Raw genomic sequence first — 20,753 nt, 5'->3', positions numbered from 1 at the left:
AATTAAGCCAGGAAGTCCGGCCCGGCTAGTGACTTAAGGGCACGCCCCGAGTCGCGCCCGAGTTTCTCGGCATCCTGGACCGATCCCTGCCGTTCATCACGATGCACGGTGGCACCGTTTGGCAGCGCGATCAGGGCCGTCAGGTGCAATTGGTCCCCAGCGATCTCGGCATGGGCTGCAATCGGCGTGCGGCAGGACCCTTCCAGTTCCGCCAGGCACGCCCGCTCGGCCGCGACGGCCGCCGCGGTCGCCGCATGGTGCAGCGGCGCCAGCAGATCCTGTATGCGGCGATCGGTCGCGCGGATTTCAAGGCCGATCGCCCCTTGCGCCACGGCCGGCAACATTTCCGTCATATCGAGGATGGCCGTCGCCACATCCGCCTTGCCGAGCCGCTTCAATCCGGCCAGGGCCAGCAATGTCGCGTCGGCATCGCCATTGGCAAGCTTCGTGAGCCGCGTCCCCACATTGCCGCGCAAGGTCACGACCTTAAGGTCCGGCCGCAGCGCCAGCAGCTGCGCCTGGCGGCGGAGCGACGCCGAGCCGATCACGGCGCCTTGCGGCAATGTCGCGATGCTGTTGCCCTGGCGGCTGATCAGCACGTCGCGCGGATCCTCGCGTTCCAGCAGGCAGGCGATGACCAGCCCATCTGGCAGTTGTGTCGGCACATCCTTCATCGAATGCACGGCCACATCGATGCGGCCGTCGATGAGGGCTTCCTCGATCTCTTTCGTAAAGAGGCCCTTGCCGCCGATCTCGGACAGCGCCCGGTCCTGGATCTGGTCGCCGGTCGTCTTGATGATGACGATCTCGACCGCCCCGGGGGCAGCCAGGGCTTCATGGGCGGCACCCAGGCCGGCTTTCACCATTTCCGCCTGGGCGAGCGCCAGGGGCGACCCGCGCGTGCCGATGCGCACCGCCGCGGCGCTTTTGGGGGTGCTGCTCTGGTTGATCCCTGGTTCCGAACCGGCCATAACTACCTCAATTCTGCTGGCCCTTTCCTAGCGGCCCGGCGGGGCGATTGCAAATGGCGGAAAACGCGCAAAATGGTCGTTCTGGGTATCGAATCTTCCTGCGACGAGACGGCGGCGGCGATTGTGACCGACGACCGGCGCATCCTGGCTGACACGATCTTTGCCCAAATTGCCGAACACACCCCTTTCGGGGGTGTGGTCCCAGAAATTGCCGCCCGCGCCCATCTCGACCATCTCGACGACACCATTGCCGCTGCCATGCGCCAGGCGGGCATGAAATTCGCCGATCTCGACGCCGTCGCGGTGACCGGCGGTCCCGGGCTCATCGGTGGCGTTATCGTCGGCGTGATGATGGCCAAGGCCATCGCCCTTGCCCACAAGAAGCCCTTCATCGCCGTCAACCATCTGGAAGGTCATGCGCTGACCGCGCGCCTCACCGACGATGTGGCCTTCCCCTATCTGCTGCTGCTCGTTTCCGGTGGGCATTGCCAGCTGCTCGTCGTCGAAGGTGTCGGGCGCTATCAGCGCTTGGGGGCCACCATCGACGACGCGGCGGGCGAGGCCTTCGACAAGGCGGCCAAGCTCATGGGTCTCGGCTTCCCCGGTGGCCCAGCGGTCGCCAAGGCGGCGGCTGGTGCCACCGCGCCCTTTCGTAACCTGCCGCGGCCGATGAAGGGTCGCCCCGATTGCAATTTCTCCTTCAGCGGCCTGAAGACGGCCTTGCGCCAGCGCGTCGACGCGCTCAAAGCCGAGCATGCCTTTGACGACGCGACGCGCGCCAATCTGGCCGCCGGCTTCCAGGCGGCCGTGGTCGACTGCCTCATCGACCGGACACGCCATGCGCTTGAACTGGCGCAAGCCGCGCATCCGACTTTAAGCGCGCTGGTCGTCGCGGGCGGTGTCGCCGCCAACCAGCATCTGCGCGAAGCCTTGCACAAGCTCGCCGCCAAGCATGGCATTCCCATCGTGGCCCCGCCGCCGCGCCTCTGTACCGACAATGCCGCCATGATCGCCTGGGCCGGCATCGAACGCCTCCATGCCGGTGAGCGCAGCGGCTTCGATTACGCCCCCCGGCCGCGCTGGCCACTCGATTCCGCAGCCCCGGCCTTGGCCGGCGCTGGCGTCAAAGCCTGACCTCTCACGCATAAGGATAAAGCCATGGCCTTCATGATCTTCTGCCTCGATAAGCCCAACCATGTGGAAACGCGCCTCGCCAACCGCCCGGCCCATGTCGAACATCTGACCAAGCACGAAAGCCATCTCATCTCGGCCGGCCCGCTCCTGACCGATGATGGCGAGACCATGATCGGCAGCCTGCTGGTGGTCGATTTTGCCGACCGGGCCGCGGTCGATGCGTTCCTCGCCGCCGATCCCTACAGCAAGGCGGGCTTGTTCCAATCGGTCACCGTGAAGCCCTATCGCAATGTCTTCCCGCGGAGCGGCAAATGAACCATTGGTTGGTGAAATCGGAACCCGTCAAATATGCCTGGGACCAGTTGGTGAAGGACGGCAAGACCTTCTGGAACGGTGTCCGCAATTACCAGGCCGCCAACAACCTCAAGGCGATGAAGAAGGGCGATGAAGCCTTCTTCTATCATTCCAATGAGGGACTGGAGATCGTCGGCATCTGCGAGATCGCCAAGGAATACTACCCGGACCACACCGATGAGAGCGGCAGGTTCGGCATGGTGGATGTGAAGCCGTCGCGGCCCTTGAAGACGCCTGTGACCTTGCAGGCAATCAAGGCCGAGCCGGCCTTGGCCGACATCGCCCTCATCAAGCAATCGCGCCTATCCGTGATGCCGATCACGCCGGCACAATGGAAGCTCATCTGCAAGATGGGCGGCGTGAAGCCCTGAAATCCAACTATGGCCCCGATCTTGCCATGATCCCGTCCCCGGTCTGACAGGATCCAAAGCGACAAAGCCCCTGTTCACGCAACTGACAGGGGTTTTTCATGACTGATTCCACATTCGCCGACCAACCGCCCGAGCCAATCTCGGCCCCCAATCCCTGGGCCAGGCGCTGGCGCGGCTCCGGTTTCGAGGCCGCCAAGCGCATTCTTTTTCTCAGCCTGCTCATCCTGGCGATGATGATCCCGCTCGGCATGGTGGAGGGCGTAGTGCAGGAGCGGGCGCAGCGCAAGCTCGATGTCATCGCCGAGGTGGGCGAACAATGGGGGCCGCTCCAGGCCGTGAGTGCCCCCGTGCTGGTAATCCCCTATGACACGATGGAAATGCGGCCCAAGGCCGATGGCACCGAGCTGCTGACCCGCATCCGGCATTATGCGACCTTCCTGCCGGCCGCCAATCACATCGTTGCCAAGACCAAGGTCGAGAAGCGCCACAAGAGCATCTATGAGGTGCTGGTTTATGGCGCCGACCTCACCATCAACGGGCATTTCGAGGCGCCGGATTTTACGCGCTGGAATGTGTCGCCGGACCAGATCTATTGGAACGAGGCGAGCCTGGCCATTCTGCTGCCGGGTGCCCGTGCCTTGCGCTCGATCGATCTCAGTGTTGATGGCAAGGCACAGAAGGTCGATGCCGGTCTCCTCCCGCAGCATCCGCGCGGGCAGGGCCTCCGCGCCGACCTTGATCTTGGCGCCGGCAAGCCCTTCGATTACTCGATCAAGCTGGCGCTGAACGGCCGCGATTCATTGAGCATCTGGCCGCTGGGTGGCCAGAGCGAGATCGATCTTTCCAGCGATTGGCCGCATCCCAATTTCATCGGTTCGCCGCTGCCCGCGTCGCGCGAGATCACCAAGGACGGTTTCAGCGGCCATTGGTCGATCAATCACCTGGCAACGGGCATTCCGCTGGCCTGGCGCGACGGCGAGTTCAGCCTCGATACCGCCGGCATGAATGTCGTCGGCGTGGCGCTGACCGAACCCGGCGATGTGCACCAGCAGACCGACCGCATCGTCAAATACGGCATGCTGGTGGTGGCGCTCACTTTCGGCACCATCTTCCTCATGGGTTTGCTGAAGCGCGACCGCGTGCATCTGGTGCAATATCTGCTGATCGGCGCGGCGATCTCGCTCTTCTATCTGCTGCTGCTGTCATTGGCCGAGCAAATGTCGTTCGGCGGCGCCTATCTGATCGCCAGCCTGGTCGATATCGCCATCGTCGCCACCTATGCCGGTGCCACCATCCGGCGTTTCATCGGCCTGCTCACCGGCCTCATCCTCGCGGCACTTCATGGATACATGTATGTGCTGTTGCAGATGGAAAGTTATGCGCTGCTTTCCGGCACGATCGGCCTGCTGCTGATCCTGGTCCTCACCATGGTGGCGACCCGGAAAGTGGATTGGTACGCCATCGGCGAAGACGCCGCCGCACGGGCATAGGAACACACGGACATTACAGTAATGAGCCTATGAATATTTACCTTTGGGAGATCTAATCTTGAATTTAAGCCTAGATCTTCCAAAGGTTTATTCTCGTGGGTTAACTAAATACACAGGTTTTGCGCACGATAATCGTCAGACATTTGCATCGATAATCGTGAGGCCAACCGTGTTCAAATCGTCGATTTCGAATCTGCTCATCACACTGCAGGTCATTATTTTAACGGGCCTGGTTGTGGCCATGGGTATTTTTGCGATTAACGCTTGGCACGATTACTCCGCCTCGAGCTTTGCGCTGCAGGCGGTGAACACCGACCGCACTGTGTTCCAGGCCGTCATTGATGTGCGCGGCCAGATCGGCACGACGCAAACGGCTATTCAGACCGAAGACGATCCCAAGGCAACAATCGATGCCGTCGTGGCGAAGGCAGATGCCAGCGCCCAAGCAGCGATCGAGGCGGTGAGGGGCCTGGAACTCGACGGCAAGGACCAGTTTCTCGCCAATGTCGATGCCAAGCTGAAGGCGGTGAAGGACATTCAGAAAGCCATCTACGACGAAGCGGCGCTCCCCAAGGACCAACGCGATCTCAAGCGCACGATGGATTGGCGTACGGCTGTCTATGGCGGCTTTGGCGCCTTTACGGAAATTTCGACGGCGATGGGCAATCTGGTGCGCCTGCAGGATCCGTTCCTGGCGGAGATGGTTCAGGTGCGGCGTATCGGCTGGATGCTGCGCGACAACTATGGACCGCAATGCACCTTGTTGCGGACACCGGCGGCCAAGAGCGAGCCGCTTACCCCGGAAAAGACCAACGAATGGCACGAAGGTATCGGCGTTTATAAAGGCGCCTGGATCGTCCTCGACGAATTGCTGGCGACGCCCGGCACACTGCCGGAGATCAAAGAGGTCGTTGAGAAGGCACGGGGTGTTACCGAGGATACGCAAAAGCAGATGAATGATCTGGTCGCCAAATTTGACGGCAGCGGCAAGCCGGCCATGGAAGCCAAGGCGTTCAGCGACCTTTGCAACGCGCCGTTCAAGCCGATGCTGGCAATCAGCTTTACGGCTTTCGACCAATCGAAGGCCCATGTCGAAGAGAGAAAGAGCGCCGCGCTGCTGACGCTGGTCGCGGCCCTCATTGGGTTGGGTGTTGCCCTGCTTCTTGCGGTCATCGGCATCTGGTCGGTTCTCAACCGGTTCTCGCGCCCCATTCACAAACTGATGATTGCCGTCGGCAAGCTGACCGACCGCAACTTTGTCGACCCCGTCCCGGCACCGGTGCAGCCCGACGAACTGGGCAAGCTCTCGACGGCACTTGAAAGCCTGCGCATCAGCGCCCTTGAGGCCGAGCGCCTGGAGGCTGAAGCGCAGAAGCGTTCTGCGGCAGAACTGGAAAAGGCGCGCGAGTTGCAGGAGCTTTGCCGCCAGTTTGACAATCAGGTCAAACAATCGTTGGTGACGATCAGTCAGGCCACGGACTCGTTGCGCAGCACCGCAGACACAATGCGCGACACCGCGACCAATTCCAGCACCCAGGCCCAGACGGTCGCCAATGCCGCCAATCAGGCAGCGGGCAATGTGCAAACCGTGGCCGCAGCGACTGAGGAACTTTCGGCTTCCATCGCCGAGATCTCGCAACGCGTGACCAGCAGCGCAGATGGCTCGAAGGCGGCGGTGTTGAAGGCCGAGGAGACCAACCGGACCTTCGACGCGCTGGCGAAATCGGCCCAGCGGATCGGCGACGTGCTGGGGCTGATCAGTGAGATCGCGGCCCAGACCAACCTTCTGGCCCTCAATGCCACCATCGAGGCGGCGCGCGCTGGCGATGCCGGCAAGGGTTTCGCGGTTGTCGCCTCCGAGGTGAAGAACCTCGCCGGCCAGACCTCCAAGGCCACACAGGAGATTTCTGAACTGGTGACCGAGATCCAAACGACCACCAATCAGGCGGTCATCGCGATCCGCGACATCACGGTCTCGATCAACGCCATCAGCGAAGGTGCCACGGCCATCGCCGCTGCTGTCGAAGAACAGGGTGCGGCCACCGGTGAAATTGCCAGCAGCGTCCAGCAGGCGGCGCAGGGCACCCAGGAAGTGACCCATACCATCGCCGTGGTGGCGGAATCGAGCCACCGCACAGGGTCGGCTGCAACCGATGTGACCAATTCGCTTGAAGGCATGCTGCGCGAGCAGACCAATCTCAGGCAGGCAGTCGAAGCGTTCCTCACAAAGGTGCAGGCGCGCTAGCAATCGCTTCGCATTTGCGCGGCATGGCCGCGCGTCCCCTACGCCTTTTGTAGGGATATCTTTTCCGGCCCGGCCGGGGTGCACTCGCATCCCGGCCGTTCCTTTGTCGCAATGCGGCAAAGTCTTGTAACGGCCATGCGATCTGTCGATAATCGATCTTGATAAGGCGTTGGCGGATACGCTCCGACGCCTTGAAAAACAAGACGATTTCTCGGGTTGGGAGGCCCGGCGGGTATGAGTGATCAGCAGGTTTTCGATGTGCCGGCGAGTTCCGCCGCGCGCGCTCTCGTCAATGCGGCGCAATACGATGCCATGTACAAGAAGTCGGTCGAGGACAATGCCGGCTTCTGGGGCGAGCAGGGACGCCGCGTCGACTGGATCAAGCCCTATACCCAGGTGAAGGATGTCGACTATACCGGCGCGGTCCGAATCCGCTGGTATCACGACGGCACCCTCAATGTGGCCGCCAATTGCATCGATCGCCACCTCGCCAAGCGCGCCAAGCAGACGGCGATCATCTGGGAAGGCGACGACCCTTCTGAATCAAAGCACATCACCTATGGCGAACTGGCCGAGCATGTCGGCCGCATGTCCAATGTGTTGAAGGCCAAGGGCGTCAAGAAGGGCGACCGCGTCACCATCTACATGCCGATGATTCCCGAGGCTGCCTACGCCATGCTGGCCTGCGCCCGCATCGGTGCCGTGCATTCCGTGGTCTTCGGCGGCTTTTCGCCAGACAGCCTGGCTGGGCGCATCGTCGATTGCGACTCCCGTGTCGTCATCACGGCCGATGAGGGCCTGCGCGGCGGCAAGAAGGTGCCGCTGAAAGCCAATGTCGACGCCGCGTTGAAGCAGTGCCCGGATGTCTCGGCCTGCATCGTGGTGAAGCGTACCGGTGGCAATGTCGAGATGAAATCGGGCCGCGATGTCTGGTATCACGAGGAAGCGGCCAAGGTTTCGCCCGACTGCCCGGCCGAGGCGATGAATGCCGAAGACCCGCTCTTCATCCTCTATACGTCGGGTTCTACTGGCAAACCCAAGGGCGTGCTCCACACCTCGGGCGGCTATCTGGTCTATGCCTCCTTCACCCATCAATACGTCTTCGATTATCACGAGGGCGATATCTATTGGTGCACGGCGGATGTGGGCTGGGTGACCGGGCACAGCTACATCGTCTATGGCCCGCTCGCCAACGGTGCCACGACGCTCATGTTCGAAGGTGTGCCGAACTATCCCGATTCCTCGCGTTTCTGGCAGGTCTGCGACAAGCACAAGGTCAATATCTTCTACACTGCCCCGACCGCGATCCGCGCGCTTATGCGCGAGGGCGAGGCACCGGTGCAGAAATGCAAGCTGGACAGCCTGCGTCTCCTCGGCTCGGTGGGCGAACCGATCAATCCCGAAGCGTGGCTGTGGTATCACCGCGTCATCGGCAAGAACCGCTGCCCCATTGTCGATACCTGGTGGCAGACGGAAACCGGCGGCATCCTCATTTCGCCTTTGCCTGGTGCCACGAAGACGAAACCTGGTTCGGCCACCAAGCCGCTGCCCGGCGTGATGCCGCAGATCGTTGACGCAAATGGCAACGTGCTCGAAGGGGCATGCGAGGGCAATCTGTGCATTGCGGATTCCTGGCCGGGGCAGATGCGCACGGTCTATGGCGATCACAAACGCTTCGCCGAGACCTATTTCAGTGCCTATCCGGGCAAGTACTTCACCGGTGACGGCTGCCGGCGCGATGCCGACGGCTATTATTGGATCACGGGCCGCGTCGACGACGTCATCAATGTCTCCGGCCATCGCATGGGCACGGCGGAAGTGGAAAGTGCCCTCGTGGCGCATCCGCAAGTCGCCGAGGCCGCCGTTGTCGGTTATCCCCACGACATCAAGGGGCAGGGCATCTACGCCTATGTGACCTTGAAGACCGGCGTCACTGCGACCGAGGAATTGCGCAAAGAGTTGGTGCTGTGGGTGCGTAAGGAGATCGGGCCGATCGCAGCCCCCGACCTCATCCAATGGGCGCCGGGCCTGCCCAAGACGCGTTCGGGGAAGATCATGCGCCGAATCCTGCGCAAGATCGCCGAAAACGAATACGGCGCCCTCGGCGATACTTCGACGCTCGCCGATCCCAACGTGGTGACCGATCTGGTCGACAACCGGATGAACAGGTAGGCCACATATCAGTCGTCATCCCCGGGCGAAGACCCGGGGATCCACTGTTGCAACGGAGAGAGAGTGGATGCCCGGGTCAAGCCCGGGCATGACGTCTTCTGGGAGTTGTTACCCCACCAAATGCCCAAAGGCACTGACCACCTGCTCATAGAGCGGGCGCTTGAAGGCGACGATGAGATCAGGCGTTTTTTTGAAATCGGCCCAGCGCCACTCGCTGAATTCCGGGTGCTCGCCGTTGATGTTGATCTCGGCATCGGTGCCGGTGAAGCGGAAGGCGAACCATTTCTGCTTCTGCCCGCGATAACGGCCCTTCCAGATATGCGGCACGAGCTCGCGCGGCAGATCGTAGCGCAGCCAGTCCGGCGTCTCGGCGATCAGCACCGCTGATTTGACGCCCGTCTCCTCATAAAGCTCGCGCCAGGCGGCGGCGATCGGTTCCTCGCCCTTGTCGATACCGCCCTGGGGCATCTGCCAAGCAGGTTCCGGGCTGTCGAGGCGCTGTGCCACGAAGACCAGGTCGTGCCCGTTTAACAGCACGATGCCAACACCTTTGCGATAAGGCAGCTGGTCAATCTCGATATCGGTGATTGCGCTCATGGGGCCGTTCCTTGTCTGTTGAGGAAGGCAGTGGCCGGGACCAGCGCCATGCCCCGATCCTTGGCTGCCGCCGTGAGGCTCGTCAAGGCGGCGATGGAAAGCGGATAGGCCGGAACGGCCGTCAGCACTTTTCCCTTCGCCTTGGCGGCGGCGAGCAGACCTTCGATCTCTGCCGTCAGCGCCTGGCGCGAGGCATCCTGCGGCAGCATTTCGTCAACGCGAATATGCAGGGGTGCGTCGGCCATGCCGGTGGTCGCATCAGCCAGGTCGGCGCTGGTGACCAGTCCCAATCCGCGCTGACCCAGTTCCGAAAGGATCGGGCGCAGGGCCGTCTCGTCGGCAAGGAACCGGTCGCCGAATTGCGTGGCCAGTCCAGCAACGCCATCCGATTCTTTCAGGAGTTCGCCGAGGCGGCGCAGATTTTCCTCCGCGTTGAGGGCGGTGAGCAGCCCCAGCGGCCCCGGATCATCCTGCGGATAGTTCCGCGGCTCCAGCGGCAGGTCGAGCAGCACCTCGTGGCCGTAAGCCTGCGCGGCGTCGATCCAGGCAGCAAGCTCCGGCGCATAGGGGCTGAAGCTCAAGGTGATTTCTGGCGGCAGATCGGCGATAGCCGCCGCCGTGACACCGCGATTGAGGCCGAGGCCCGTGACCAGCACGCCGATGCGCGCGCGGGTGCCGAGGAACAGGGCTGGACGCGAGAAGCGCAGGACCGGCGGCTGGTCGAACTCGCCCGGCACGAGGCGCAATGATTTGGGCGGCGGACGCTTCTCCAGCAACTCGGCCGGGCCCATCGCCGCCAGCACCAGCGGCTTCACCGGTGCCGCCGGGGCTGGCGCCGCATCCATCGACGCCATCGACTGCAGTGCCGGTCCATCTTCCGAGGCTGATGTCGTGGCCGGATCCGGCGTGCGGCCAAGATCGATGATCTGGCCGCCTTGTGCCAGCAGGCCAGCCAACTGGCCGGTCGCCTGCAGATAGAGCCCTGCGCCAGCAAGGATCAGCAGGATGAGGACGAGGAAGATAAAGCCTGGGCCGCCGATCCAGCCACCACGCCCGCTGGTCACGGGTGGGTAGGGATCGAGCGGCCCAGTATCGCGACCCGGCATGTCACCGGGCTCGTCTCGCTTGGCGCGCATCTGTCGCGCTGGCGGGGTCAGTTCGCCGCTGACTTTCCTTGGATGAGGTTGAGACCCCGGAGCAGATCGAGCGCACGCGCCAGCTGGAAGTCGTCATCCGGGCGCGCGATCTGCTCACGTTCCGAACCGACGAAGGGTGTCGCGTCTTCCTTCTTCTCGCCGTCCTTCTTGGTGTCGGTGCCGGGCGCCTGGTCAACCGCTTGCGCCGGCACGGTGTCCTTCTTGCCTTCCTGGCCTTCGCCCGTGCCCGGGTTGGCAAGGGCGCCCTTGAGATCGGATTCATGCGGCCGGTTCTCGGCGCCGAGCTTCTCGACCTTGGCCTGCTCCACCAAGATGTCGGGGTCGATGCCAGTGGCCTGGATCGAGCGGCCCGACGGCGTGTAATAGCGCGCCGTGGTGAGGCGCATGGCGCCGTGGCCGGGGATCGCCATGATCGACTGTACCGAGCCTTTGCCGAACGACTTGGTGCCGATCAGCACGGCACGGCCGTGATCCTGCAAGGCGCCGGAAACGATTTCCGAGGCCGAGGCCGAACCGCCATTGATGAGCACGATGATCGGCTTGCCACCGATGATGTCGCCGCTCTCGGCGTTCCAGCGCTGGGCATCATTGGGATCGCGGCCGCGGGTCGAAACGATCTCGCCCTTTTCAAGGAAGTCGTCAGAGACCGAAATCGCCTGGTCGAGCAGACCGCCCGGGTTGTTCCTGAGATCCAGCACCAGGCCTTGCAGGTCGTTCTTGGTCGCCTTCTTCAGTTCGTCGATCGCGGCGCGCAGGCCGCTATCGGTCTTCTCGCTGAAGGAGGTGATGCGGACATAGCCGATATTGCCGTCCTCAAGTTCCCAGCGCACCGACTTCAACTGGATGACGTCGCGCTTCAGGGTGACTTCGAACGGATCCTGGTCGCCACGCAGCACGGTGAGGGTCACACTGCTGCCGATTTCGCCGCGCATCTTCTCGACCGCTTCGTTGAGCGACAGGCCCTGTACCGGCTGGCCGTCGATCTGGGCGATGAGGTCGCCGGGCTGCATGCCGGCCTTGGCCGCGGGCGTATCGTCCATCGGCGTCACGACCTTGATGAGGCCGTCCTGCATGGTGACTTCGATGCCGAGACCGCCGAATTCGCCTTTGGTCTGCACCTGCATGTCCTGGTATTCCTTCGCATTCATATAGCTCGAATGCGGGTCCAGCGAGGTCAGCATGCCATTGATGGCGGATTCGATGAGCTGGTCGTCCTTCACCGGCTCGACATAGGCGGCGCGCACGCGCTCGAACACTTCGCCGAACAGGTTCAGCTGCTCATAGGTGTTGACCGGCGGCGCGTCGGTCGTGGCGTTGGATTCTGCCTGGACCAGTGCAGGGCCGAAAGCGACGGTGCCGATGATGATGCCGGCGGCCAGCGCGGTGGCGACGAGGAGCGATTGGCGGAACATGTGCGTAAATGACCTTTAGTTGCTGTTGTTGGTTTTGAAAATCGGCGCCGGATCGAATGGCTGGCCGTTATGGCGCAGTTCTACGTAAAGCCGAGGCCGCCCATCTCCCAAATTACTGCCGCTTCCGTCCCCGGCCGATCCTGCCTCGGCCGCCGACGCGGTTTCCAGTCTACCTGCTGCGCCCATGCGACCGATCGGTTCGCCGGCTTTCAGCCATTGGCCGACCTCGACGACCACCCGGTCGAGACCCGCCAAAATCGTATGATACCCACCCGTATGCTCTATGATCAATATTTGCCCATAGCCGCGAAACGGGCCTTCGAAAACAATCTGGCCGTCAAATGTGGCCACAATTTGGGCGCCGGGTCGGGTCTCGACCTCGGTCCCCTTCATGCTGCCGGCGGTTTCCGTGGCGGACCCGAACTTGGTCACGATTTTACCGCTGACCGGCCGTGTCAGCTTGCTGATATCCTTGGGAAAAGCGCGCAAATCGGCCGGTTTCTTGAGGCGCGCTGCCTTTTTGGGGGGATCCGGAGTGAGGGCCGCCACCTGGGCGTCATCCGATTCGGCGGGCTCGGCGTCGTCGTCGGACCCCTGATCTGTCGGGTTTTCCGCCTGGGTGTGCTCCAGGCGGGCAATCAGGTCCTGCAGATTCTTGGCCTGATCCGCCAGGCGCTGCAGGCGCTGCTTGGTGGCATCTGTCTCGGCCAGGGTCGATTGGCGCAAGCCTGACTTCTTGGCGACGAGGTCCGAAAGGCGCTTGTTCTCCCCCGCCAGCTGAGCCAGCGCCGCCGTGAGGTCATCGCGCCGGAGCGCCATCTCCTGGCGCAGCTCCTTGATCTCGTTGAGCTCGCTCTGCAGCGATCGGGCCCGCGCATCGAGCACCGGCGTGGTAAGGCTCAAGAGCCGCGCCGAGCGGGCCATGTCGATGGGCTTCTCCGACCCGAAGAGCAAGGCCTGGCGCGGCATGGTGGAAAGGCGCTGCAGCGCCACCAATGTGGCCGACAGTTCTCTGCGACCGCGCATCAGGGCGGCTTCCTTCTCCTGCTCGGATTCGCCCAGACTGCCCAACGTCTCCTCGATCTCGGTCACCTCGCGCTCGCGCTTCTGCACATCTGCGGCGGCCGAGATCAGCGCTGTCTGCAGGTCGGCCACTTCCTTGTCGAGGGCTGCGGCCTTGTTGGCCAATTCCTCGGCCTTCTTCTGGTTGGATTCCATCTCTTGCTGCACGTTCTTCAAATCGTTGGTGCTCTGGGCCATTGCTGCCGGGCAGGCAGCACCGAGCGCCAGCACACAGGCTGCCGTGAAGAGTCGATGCAGGAAGATGGGCGAGGTCACGCCGAAGCCGCACCGGCATTGTGGCCGTCTGGTGCGGGATCCGTCACCAGCGACTGGCCGGTCATCTCCTTGGGCTGGATGATGCCGAGCAGTGCCAGGATGGTCGGCGCCACATCGGCCAAGCGCCCGTCATGCAGCTTGTGGACCCATGCCGGCGCATTGACCAGGATGAAGGGCACGCGGTTGAGCGTATGGGCGGTGTGCGGCTCGCCGGTGATGGGGTCCTTCATCATTTCGCAATTGCCGTGATCGGCGGTGATGAGCAGGGCGCCGCCTTGTTTGACGACGGCCTCGCGCACGCGGCCCAAGCACGCGTCGACGACTTCGACGGCCTTCATCGCAGCCTTGAGATTGCCGCTGTGGCCGACCATGTCGCCATTGGCGTAGTTGACGACGATGAGGTCGAACTTGCCCGAACCGATCGCCTCGACCAGCTTGTCGGTCAGCTCATAGGCGGACATTTCCGGCATCAGGTCATAGGTCGCAACCTTGGGGCTCGGCACCAGGATGCGTTCCTCGCCGGGAAAGAGGCTTTCCTCGCCGCCGTTGAAGAAGAAGGTGACATGGGCGTATTTCTCGGTCTCCGCTATGCGAAGCTGCGTCATGCCATGGTCGGCGATGATCTCGCCCAAGGTGCGCGTCAGTTCCACCGGCGGGAACAGGCAGGGCATCAGCTTGGCAAGCTCGGCTGAATACTCGACCATGCCCAGGATCGCGGAGAAGCTCGTCACCTTCTTGCGCGCAAAATCCTTGAACGCCGGATCGATGAGGGTTGTCAGCAATTGCCGCGCGCGGTCGGCGCGGAAATTTGCCATCAGCAGCCCGTCGCCATTGCGAAAGCCTGGAAAGTTGCCGATGAGCGTCGGCTTGATGAACTCGTCCGTTTCGCCGCGCGCATAACCTTCGTCGATCGCGGCCTGCGCGGTGGCGACACGCGGTGCATCGCCGTGGAAGGCGTCATAGGCCAGGGTCACCCGTTCCCAGCGCTTGTCGCGGTCCATCGCGTAATAGCGCCCGCCCAGCGTGCCGATGCGCACATTGGGCAGGTTCGCAATCTTCGCCTCGAAATCGGCGACGAAACCCTTGGCGCTCTGGGGCGGCGTATCGCGGCCATCAAGAAAGCCGTGCACAACGACGCCCAGGCCCAGGCCCGACAGGATCTTGCACAAGGCCACCATGTGGTTCTGGTGCGAATGCACGCCGCCCGGCGACAACAGGCCCAGCAATTGCACATCGCCCTTGGCGGCACGTACCTTGGTGACGAAATCTTCCAGTTCCGGAATCTTGGCGATCGAGCCGTCGGCGATGGCGCGGTCGATGCGCGGCAAGTCCTGCATGACGACGCGGCCGGCACCGAGATTCATGTGGCCGACCTCGGAATTGCCCATCTGGCCCTCGGGCAGACCCACATAAAGCTCCGACGCGTCGACCAGGCTCCAGGGATTTTCCGCCGTCAGCCGGTCCCAGTTCGGCGTGTCGGCGAGGACAACGGCATTGTCCTCATGCTCATGCCGATGCCCCCAACCATCCAGAATGCACAGGACGACGGGTTTCGGGCGCTTGTCGGTCATCGGGCGGGAACTCATCTTGGCTGAAAGTTGCGTGGCCCCAGATGTAACCCGAACAGGTCCCTTTCGCCAGTGCGTTGACGGTGGCACGGGCCGGCGGTGGCAGAACATTACTCAATTGATTCAGGTAATTGACACCCTATCAAATAGCTTCTTCGTCATGCCCGGGCTTGACCAGGGCAGCCAGTCTTTCCAGGTAATCAGTGTATCCCCGGCTCTTCGCCCGGGGATGACGACATCAGGGGCCTTCAATCCCGATGATAGGGATGTCCGGCGATGATGGTCTGGGCGCGGTAGATCTGTTCCATCAGCAGCACCCGTACCAGCATATGCGGCCATGTCATGGCGCCGAAGGAAAGCAGCAGGCCGGCGCGGTCGCGAATGGCGGACGCCAGGCCATCGGCGCCGCCGATGATGAAGGTGATCTCGCTATAGCCCTGGTTGCCCAGTGCCGTGATGCGCTTGGCGAAGTCGCGGCTGGGGAGATTCTGTCCGCGTTCATCAAGGGCAATGATGACGCGCTTTGCGCCGCCCTTGGCATTCAGCGCCTTCTCGATAAGATCGGCCTCGGCTGCCATCAGTTCCGCACCGCTGATGCCTTTCTTGGCCTCCAGCTCGACGATCTCGCTGGGCCAGGTGAGGCGCTTCATATAGGTCTCGACCAGCGATTTCTCGGGGCCGGCCTTGGCGCGGCCCAGCGCGATGATGCGAATCTTCATGGAGGTGTCGGCTTTCCGGGCGGTGGCGTCGTGGTGGCGAAGGCGGCTATAGTGCGACGACTATCGGCCAAGCTCAATGATGTGGCCCTACGAATGCACGTTTTCCGGTTTCTGCCGCGCCTGATCCTCACGTTATCGCTGGCGGCCTGTGCCAGTCTGCCGCCGCGCAACCTGGCGCCGCCGGCCGACATCCGCAGCAACATCCTGCGCCTCGCTGATCAGGAATGGCAGGCCTTTGGCAGGCAGACCGTTTATCGGGCACCCGACCGGCATGAAATCATCGACCCCGTCGGCGTCTGGGAGGATGACCGCAAGGGCTCGGCGCTGGTTGCCAAATACTGGCGCGGCATCGGCGAGGATTGGACGGGCGTCGATGGCGACAAGCCCTGGTCTGCGGCCTTCATCTCCTGGGTGATGGCCCAGGCCGGCGTCCCGCCGGAAGAGATGCCGGCTTCCGCCACGCATGCCAGTTACCTGCGTGCCGCCATCGGCGCTGATGACAGCCATTGGCGGCCGCATCCGCCGGCCGATTACGCCCCGCAACCCGGCGATCTCATCTGCGCCACACGGGCCGGACAGAAGGTCGCGCGCTATGACGACGTGCCCTTGGGTGCCACACTCCATTGCGACATCGTTGTACATGTCGGCGCGGGGTTTCTTGAATCGATCGGCGGCAATGTGCGCAACTCGGTCTCGAAATCCGAACGCAAACTGGGCGCCGATGGCCGCCTCGGCACCAATGCGGATCGGCCCTGGTTCCTGGTGCTGGAGAACAGGTATCCGTGAGCGATTGTTCGCCGTATTCTTCGTCTCCGTCGTCATGGTCGGCGCAGGCCGCCCATCCACGCGTTTCATTTAGCGGGATTGTGCCTCGCTGCGACAAACCCGTGGATGGTACGCCTTCGCGTACCATGACGAATTGCTAGGGTCGCACGACATGCAACGCCTCTTCCTCGGTACTGTCTTGCACTTCCTGTCGGATCCCGGTGCGGAACCCGCCCCCGGCAGCTGGCAGCTGTTCGAAGACGGCGCTCTCCTGGTCGAAAACGGCAAGGTGATGCGTGTCGGCGATGCGGCGACTTTGCGCGCGGACCAGGCGCCAAGCACCGAGATCGTCGATCACCGCGGCAAGCTGATCCTGCCGGGCTTCGTCGATACCCATGTGCATTCGGCGCAGCTTGATGTGATTGCATCTTATGGAACACAGCTGCTCGACTGGCTGACGCGCTATACCTTCCCGTCGGAGCGGCGCTTCGAGGACGCCGATCACGGCGCCCGCATGGCGAATATGTTTCTCGACCGGCTGCTGGCCAGCGGCACCACCACGGCCTCGGTCTATCCGACCGTGCACAAGCAATCGGCGGAAACATTCTTCGCCGCAGCTGATGCCCGTAACATGCGCATGCTGGCCGGCAAGATCCTGATGGATCGCAACTGTCCGGGCTATCTGCGCGACGATGTCATCAGTGCCGAGGTCGATTGCCGGGACCTCATCCAGCGCTGGCATGGCAAGGGGCGTCTTGGCTATTCGCTGACGCCGCGTTTTGCGCCGACATCGACGCCTGCGCAATTGGCGATGGCGGGACGTCTTTTCAATGAGGTGCCGGGGCTGCATCTGCAATCACATCTCGCCGAGAATGTCCATGAGATCAAATGGGTGCACGAACTGTTTCCCGACCGGCGTTCCTATCTTGATGTTTACGACCATTTCGGCCTGCTCGGCGGGCGGGCCATTTACGGCCACTGCATCCATACCGATGCGGCCGATCGCGCCCGGATGGCGGAAACACGCACAGCCATCGCCTTCTGCCCGTCCTCCAATCTCTTCATCGGGTCCGGCCTCTTTGATTTCGAACAGGCGAAGGCAGCCGGCATTCGCGTCGGCTTGGCGAGCGATGTCGGCGGCGGCACCTCGCTCTCCATGCTCCAGGTCATGGCGGACGCCTATAAGGTGCTGCAGCTCAAAGGCCAGCATCTCAATCCGTGGCGTGCCTTCTACCTCGCCACCTTGGGCGGCGCGGAGGCCCTCTCGCTCGATGCCCATATCGGCAATTTCATGCCCGGCAAGGAAGCGGATTTCACCGTGCTCGATTTTGCCGCCATCCCGATCCTGAAGCACCGCGCCGACATCGCCCGCGACTTCGCCGAGCGTCTCTTTGCGCTGATGATTCTCGGCGACGACCGCGCGGTGGCTGCGACCTATGTGCTGGGAGAGCGGGCCTTTTAGCGGTTGAGAGGCCCCTCACCCCAACCCCTCTCCCCGGAGGGGCGAGGGGCTCAAAGCAGATCTCGCTGGAAACTCCCTCGCCCCACGAAGTGGGGAGAGGGTCGGGGTGAGGGGTCTTTTAGTGATCTGCGGCCGCAGGTGCCCCGCGCGGGCGTTGCATGATCGGCACCAGGACGATGGCGGCAAGGAAGATGGCGCTGAGCAGGAATTGGGCATCGGCCATCGTCAAAACCTCGGCCTGCATGTAAACCGTGTTGGCCAGCATCTTGATGGCGGCATTCTCGGCAACGCTGCCCATGGCGCCAGCCATGCCGTGACGCGCATTTTCCAGGAAGCTCTGCACCACCGGGTCGCCTGCCGGCATGTTCTCGACCAGGCGCGTCCAGTGCAGCGACATGCGCTCGGTCAGCACCGTGTTGATGGCGGCAAGGCCGATGGCCCCACCCAGATTGCGCATCAGGTTGTAAAGGCCGCTCGCATTCTTGATACGCTCCGGCGGCAGCGTGCCAAGAGCCGCGGCATTGACGGGGATGAACAGGAACATCAGCGCGAAGCCGCGGCAGGCCTGCGGCACGAAGAATTCCCAGAAGCCCCATTCCGACGTCATGAGGGATTGAAGATGCGTGCCGAGGCCGAACATGCCGAGGCCGAAGGCCAGCATCAGTCGCGGATCGAGCACGCCGGCAAGGCGTCCGGCGATCGGCGCCGACATGAACTGGAAACAGCCAGTCACGAACATGACCAGGCCGATATCGAGCGCCGTGTAATCGCGCACGCGTCCAAGGAACAGCGGCATCAGATAGGTCGAGCCATAAAGGCCGATGCCGATGATGAAGCTGAAGGTACAGCCGATCAGGAAGTTCCGATTGGCGAAGGCGCGGATATCGACGATGGGCTGACGGTAGCTCAAGACGCGCCAGGTAAACAGCACGCCGGCGATCGCTGCCACGACGGCGAAAGTGAAGATCGTCCGGTCGTCGAACCAATCGTCGCGCGGGCCTTCTTCCAGCACGAATTCGAGCGAGCCCAGGAATATCGCCATGAAGGCAAGGCCCAGGTAATCGAAGCCCGGCAGCAGTGACCAATCCGGCTTGTCGAAATCAACCAGGGTCCAGACGGTGATGGTGACGATGGCGCCTGGCAGCAGGTTGGCCAGGAACAGCCAGTGCCAGCTGGAAATCTCGGTGATGTAGCCGCCGAGCGTCGGACCCAAGGTCGGCGCCATGGTGGCAACGAGGCCCATCAGCACCGAGAGCATGTTGCGTTTGGACGGCGGAAACACGGTGTAGCAGGCGGCAAAGACGGTGGGGATCATCGCGCCGCCGATGAAGCCCTGCAGGGCGCGGAAGATGATCATCGAATTGATGTCCCACGCCAGGGCGCAGAGCATGCTGGTGATAGTGAAGCCGGCGGCGGAAATCGTGAACAGCACCCGCGTCGATACCAGGCGCGTGAGGAAGCCTGAGAGCGGGATCATCACCACTTCGGCGATGAGGTAGGACGTCTGAATCCAGCTGGCCTCGTCGGAACTGGCGGCGAGGCCCGCCTGGATATCTGAGATCGAGCTTGAGACGATCTGGATGTCCAGGATCGCCATGAACATGCCGACGACCATGGTCATGAAGCCGATCCAGTCGCGGCTCGTCAGCGGTCTTTCCATGATCGTCAGGCCTTGTTCGGTCGTTTGTTACGGCTGCTTGGCCTTGGGTGCCGCATTGGCCGCACCGAACAGCCAACCGCCGGCCTGCGCCAGGGCGGGTGCTGCGACCGTGGCGGTGTCAACGGCCACCTCGACCGACAGGCCGGGGCGCAGCAGGCCGTGCAGTGTCGAGTCTTGCGGCAAGGCGATGCGGACCGGGACGCGCTGCACGATCTTGGTGAAGTTGCCGGTAGCGTTCTCGGCCGGGAGCAGGCTGAATTCGGCACCCGATGCCGGCGAGAAGCTGTCGATCGTGCCCTCGAGCTCCTGGCCCGGAAAGGCGTCGATCTCGACCTTCACCTTCTGGCCCGGCTGCATGTGGCCGATCTGCGTTTCCTTGAAATTGGCAACGACATGGACGTCATTGGGGACCAGCGACAAAAGCTGGGTGCCGGGGCTCACGAACTGGCCGACGCGCACGGCGCGGTTGCCGATGACGCCGTCGATGGGCGCGCGGATGACCGTCTTGTCGAGATCGTTCTGCGCCAGCATCAGCTCCGCCTTGGCTTCGGCAAGCTTGGCCACCGCTTCGGCACGGTTGGCGTTGAGAACGCCGATCTGCGCGCGTTCGGCCACCAGTTCGGCATTGATACGGCTCGATTCCGCTTCCGCCTTCAGCTTGTCGGCGGTGGCGTCATCCATTTCCTGCGTGCCGATGATCTTGCCAGAGACCAGCTTCTTGTAGCGGTCGAACATCTGCCTGGCGCGGTTGAGTTCGGCACCGGCCGACCCTTGCGCCGCTACCATCTGCGCGATGCGCGCGTTCTGATAGGTGATCTGGCTGTCGATCGTGGCAAGGCTGGCCTCGGCGCCGGCGACGTTGGCTTGCTTCTGGGCCACCTTGGCGCGGAAATCGGAATCCTCGATGGTGAGGAGGACGTCACCAGCGCGGATCGCCTGGTTGTCGCCGACTGCCACCACCGCCACATAGCCTTCGATGCGCGGGCTGATGATCGAGATGTCGCCCTCGACATAGGCATTGTCGGTCGATTCAATAAAGCGCGCGGTCTGCCACCAGTACCAGCCACCGGAGACGGCGGCGATGGCGGCGAGAGAGACGACGGATCGCAGGATCAACTTGCGCATGGGGCAATTCCTCATTCAAATTCTGCCGGCAAACACGTGCCGGAGAGGGTCGCTTCGGGGTCTGTCAGCGGTCCCAAATCGCCCCTTGGCGGAGCCAGACCGGCCTTTGACAAGGCTAGACTAGACTGTCCAGTTCAATTCGCCTTGAAAATGGATTGCCTTGGCCTACCTGTCAAGGGTAAACTGAACCGATCAGTCTAGTTTCGAGAAGAA

The 20,753-nt window shown here is 62.8% G+C and carries 17 protein-coding genes; 8 read left to right on the top strand and 9 right to left on the bottom strand.

Annotated features, from left to right (window positions below):
- Nucleotides 1-2: 2 nt before the first annotated feature.
- Nucleotides 3-971, bottom strand: a complete 969-nt coding sequence (gene hemC / locus SMD31_RS04245; RefSeq protein WP_320499481.1) for a hydroxymethylbilane synthase — start codon at nt 969-971, stop codon at nt 3-5.
- A gap of 72 nt (nt 972-1,043) precedes the next feature.
- On the opposite strand from hemC, the gene tsaD reads away from it, so the two are divergent.
- The 6 genes from tsaD (at nt 1,044) to acs (ending at nt 8,737) form a co-directional block, all read left to right on the top strand.
- Complete coding sequence (gene tsaD, locus SMD31_RS04240; RefSeq protein WP_320499480.1) at nt 1,044-2,105, top strand: tRNA (adenosine(37)-N6)-threonylcarbamoyltransferase complex transferase subunit TsaD; 1,062 nt, start codon at nt 1,044-1,046, stop codon at nt 2,103-2,105.
- Nucleotides 2,106-2,129: 24 nt separating this feature from the next.
- The gene (locus SMD31_RS04235; protein WP_320499479.1) at nt 2,130-2,420 is read left to right on the top strand and encodes a YciI family protein; all 291 of its coding nucleotides are present in this window, start codon (nt 2,130-2,132) and stop codon (nt 2,418-2,420) included.
- Nucleotides 2,417-2,830 carry an EVE domain-containing protein gene (locus tag SMD31_RS04230; protein WP_320499478.1) on the top strand — a complete coding sequence of 138 codons (414 nt, stop codon included), beginning with the start codon at nt 2,417-2,419 and terminating at the stop codon, nt 2,828-2,830. Before SMD31_RS04235 ends, SMD31_RS04230 begins: the two co-directional genes overlap by 4 nt.
- A gap of 98 nt (nt 2,831-2,928) precedes the next feature.
- Nucleotides 2,929-4,320: a cell envelope integrity protein CreD gene (gene creD, locus SMD31_RS04225; protein WP_320499477.1), complete on the top strand. Its 1,392-nt coding sequence runs from the start codon at nt 2,929-2,931 to the stop codon at nt 4,318-4,320.
- A 241-nt stretch (nt 4,321-4,561) separates the two neighbouring features.
- Entirely contained in the window at nt 4,562-6,565 is a 2,004-nt protein-coding gene (locus SMD31_RS04220) for a methyl-accepting chemotaxis protein (protein WP_320499476.1), read from the top strand.
- Between the two features lie 234 nt (nt 6,566-6,799).
- Nucleotides 6,800-8,737 (top strand): acetate--CoA ligase, encoded by a 1,938-nt coding sequence (gene acs, locus SMD31_RS04215; protein WP_320499475.1) that lies wholly within the window; start codon nt 6,800-6,802, stop codon nt 8,735-8,737.
- Between the two features lie 108 nt (nt 8,738-8,845).
- Here the strand turns inward: acs and SMD31_RS04210 are convergent, their stop codons facing one another.
- From SMD31_RS04210 to rlmH, 6 genes are all read right to left on the bottom strand, one after another.
- Nucleotides 8,846-9,334, bottom strand: a complete 489-nt coding sequence (locus SMD31_RS04210) for an RNA pyrophosphohydrolase (protein ID WP_320499474.1) — start codon at nt 9,332-9,334, stop codon at nt 8,846-8,848.
- Nucleotides 9,331-10,470, bottom strand: a complete 1,140-nt coding sequence (locus tag SMD31_RS04205) for a divergent polysaccharide deacetylase family protein (protein ID WP_320499473.1) — start codon at nt 10,468-10,470, stop codon at nt 9,331-9,333. Before SMD31_RS04205 ends, SMD31_RS04210 begins: the two co-directional genes overlap by 4 nt.
- 17 nt (nt 10,471-10,487) lie before the next feature.
- Nucleotides 10,488-11,903, bottom strand: coding sequence for a S41 family peptidase (locus tag SMD31_RS04200; protein WP_320499472.1), 1,416 nt, complete (start codon nt 11,901-11,903; stop codon nt 10,488-10,490).
- A gap of 15 nt (nt 11,904-11,918) precedes the next feature.
- Nucleotides 11,919-13,241: a murein hydrolase activator EnvC family protein gene (locus SMD31_RS04195; RefSeq protein WP_320499471.1), complete on the bottom strand. Its 1,323-nt coding sequence runs from the start codon at nt 13,239-13,241 to the stop codon at nt 11,919-11,921.
- Nucleotides 13,238-14,812 (bottom strand): 2,3-bisphosphoglycerate-independent phosphoglycerate mutase, encoded by a 1,575-nt coding sequence (gene gpmI / locus SMD31_RS04190; protein ID WP_320499470.1) that lies wholly within the window; start codon nt 14,810-14,812, stop codon nt 13,238-13,240. The genes SMD31_RS04195 and gpmI overlap by 4 nt, the downstream gene beginning before the upstream one ends.
- A 245-nt stretch (nt 14,813-15,057) precedes the next feature.
- Nucleotides 15,058-15,528 (bottom strand): 23S rRNA (pseudouridine(1915)-N(3))-methyltransferase RlmH, encoded by a 471-nt coding sequence (gene rlmH / locus SMD31_RS04185; protein WP_320499469.1) that lies wholly within the window; start codon nt 15,526-15,528, stop codon nt 15,058-15,060.
- Nucleotides 15,529-15,621: 93 nt separating this feature from the next.
- Between rlmH and SMD31_RS04180 the strand changes: the two genes are divergently transcribed.
- Nucleotides 15,622-16,314, top strand: coding sequence for a DUF2272 domain-containing protein (locus tag SMD31_RS04180; protein ID WP_320499468.1), 693 nt, complete (start codon nt 15,622-15,624; stop codon nt 16,312-16,314).
- Nucleotides 16,315-16,465: 151 nt separating this feature from the next.
- A complete protein-coding gene (gene guaD, locus SMD31_RS04175; RefSeq protein ID WP_320499467.1) occupies nt 16,466-17,755 on the top strand; it encodes a guanine deaminase in 1,290 nt (429 codons plus the stop codon).
- Between the two features lie 118 nt (nt 17,756-17,873).
- Here guaD and SMD31_RS04170 read toward each other — a convergent pair whose 3' ends face one another.
- A complete protein-coding gene (locus SMD31_RS04170; protein ID WP_320499466.1) occupies nt 17,874-19,415 on the bottom strand; it encodes a DHA2 family efflux MFS transporter permease subunit in 1,542 nt (513 codons plus the stop codon).
- 27 nt (nt 19,416-19,442) lie between these two features.
- On the bottom strand, nt 19,443-20,540 hold the full coding sequence (locus tag SMD31_RS04165; RefSeq protein ID WP_320499465.1) for an HlyD family secretion protein: 1,098 nt from the start codon (nt 20,538-20,540) through the stop codon (nt 19,443-19,445).
- Nucleotides 20,541-20,753 lie beyond the last annotated feature (213 nt).

The organism is Dongia rigui (genome assembly GCF_034044635.1).
In the GTDB taxonomy this organism is placed as follows: domain Bacteria; phylum Pseudomonadota; class Alphaproteobacteria; order Dongiales; family Dongiaceae; genus Dongia; species Dongia rigui.
This window is presented reverse-complemented; position numbering and strand designations above follow the sequence as displayed.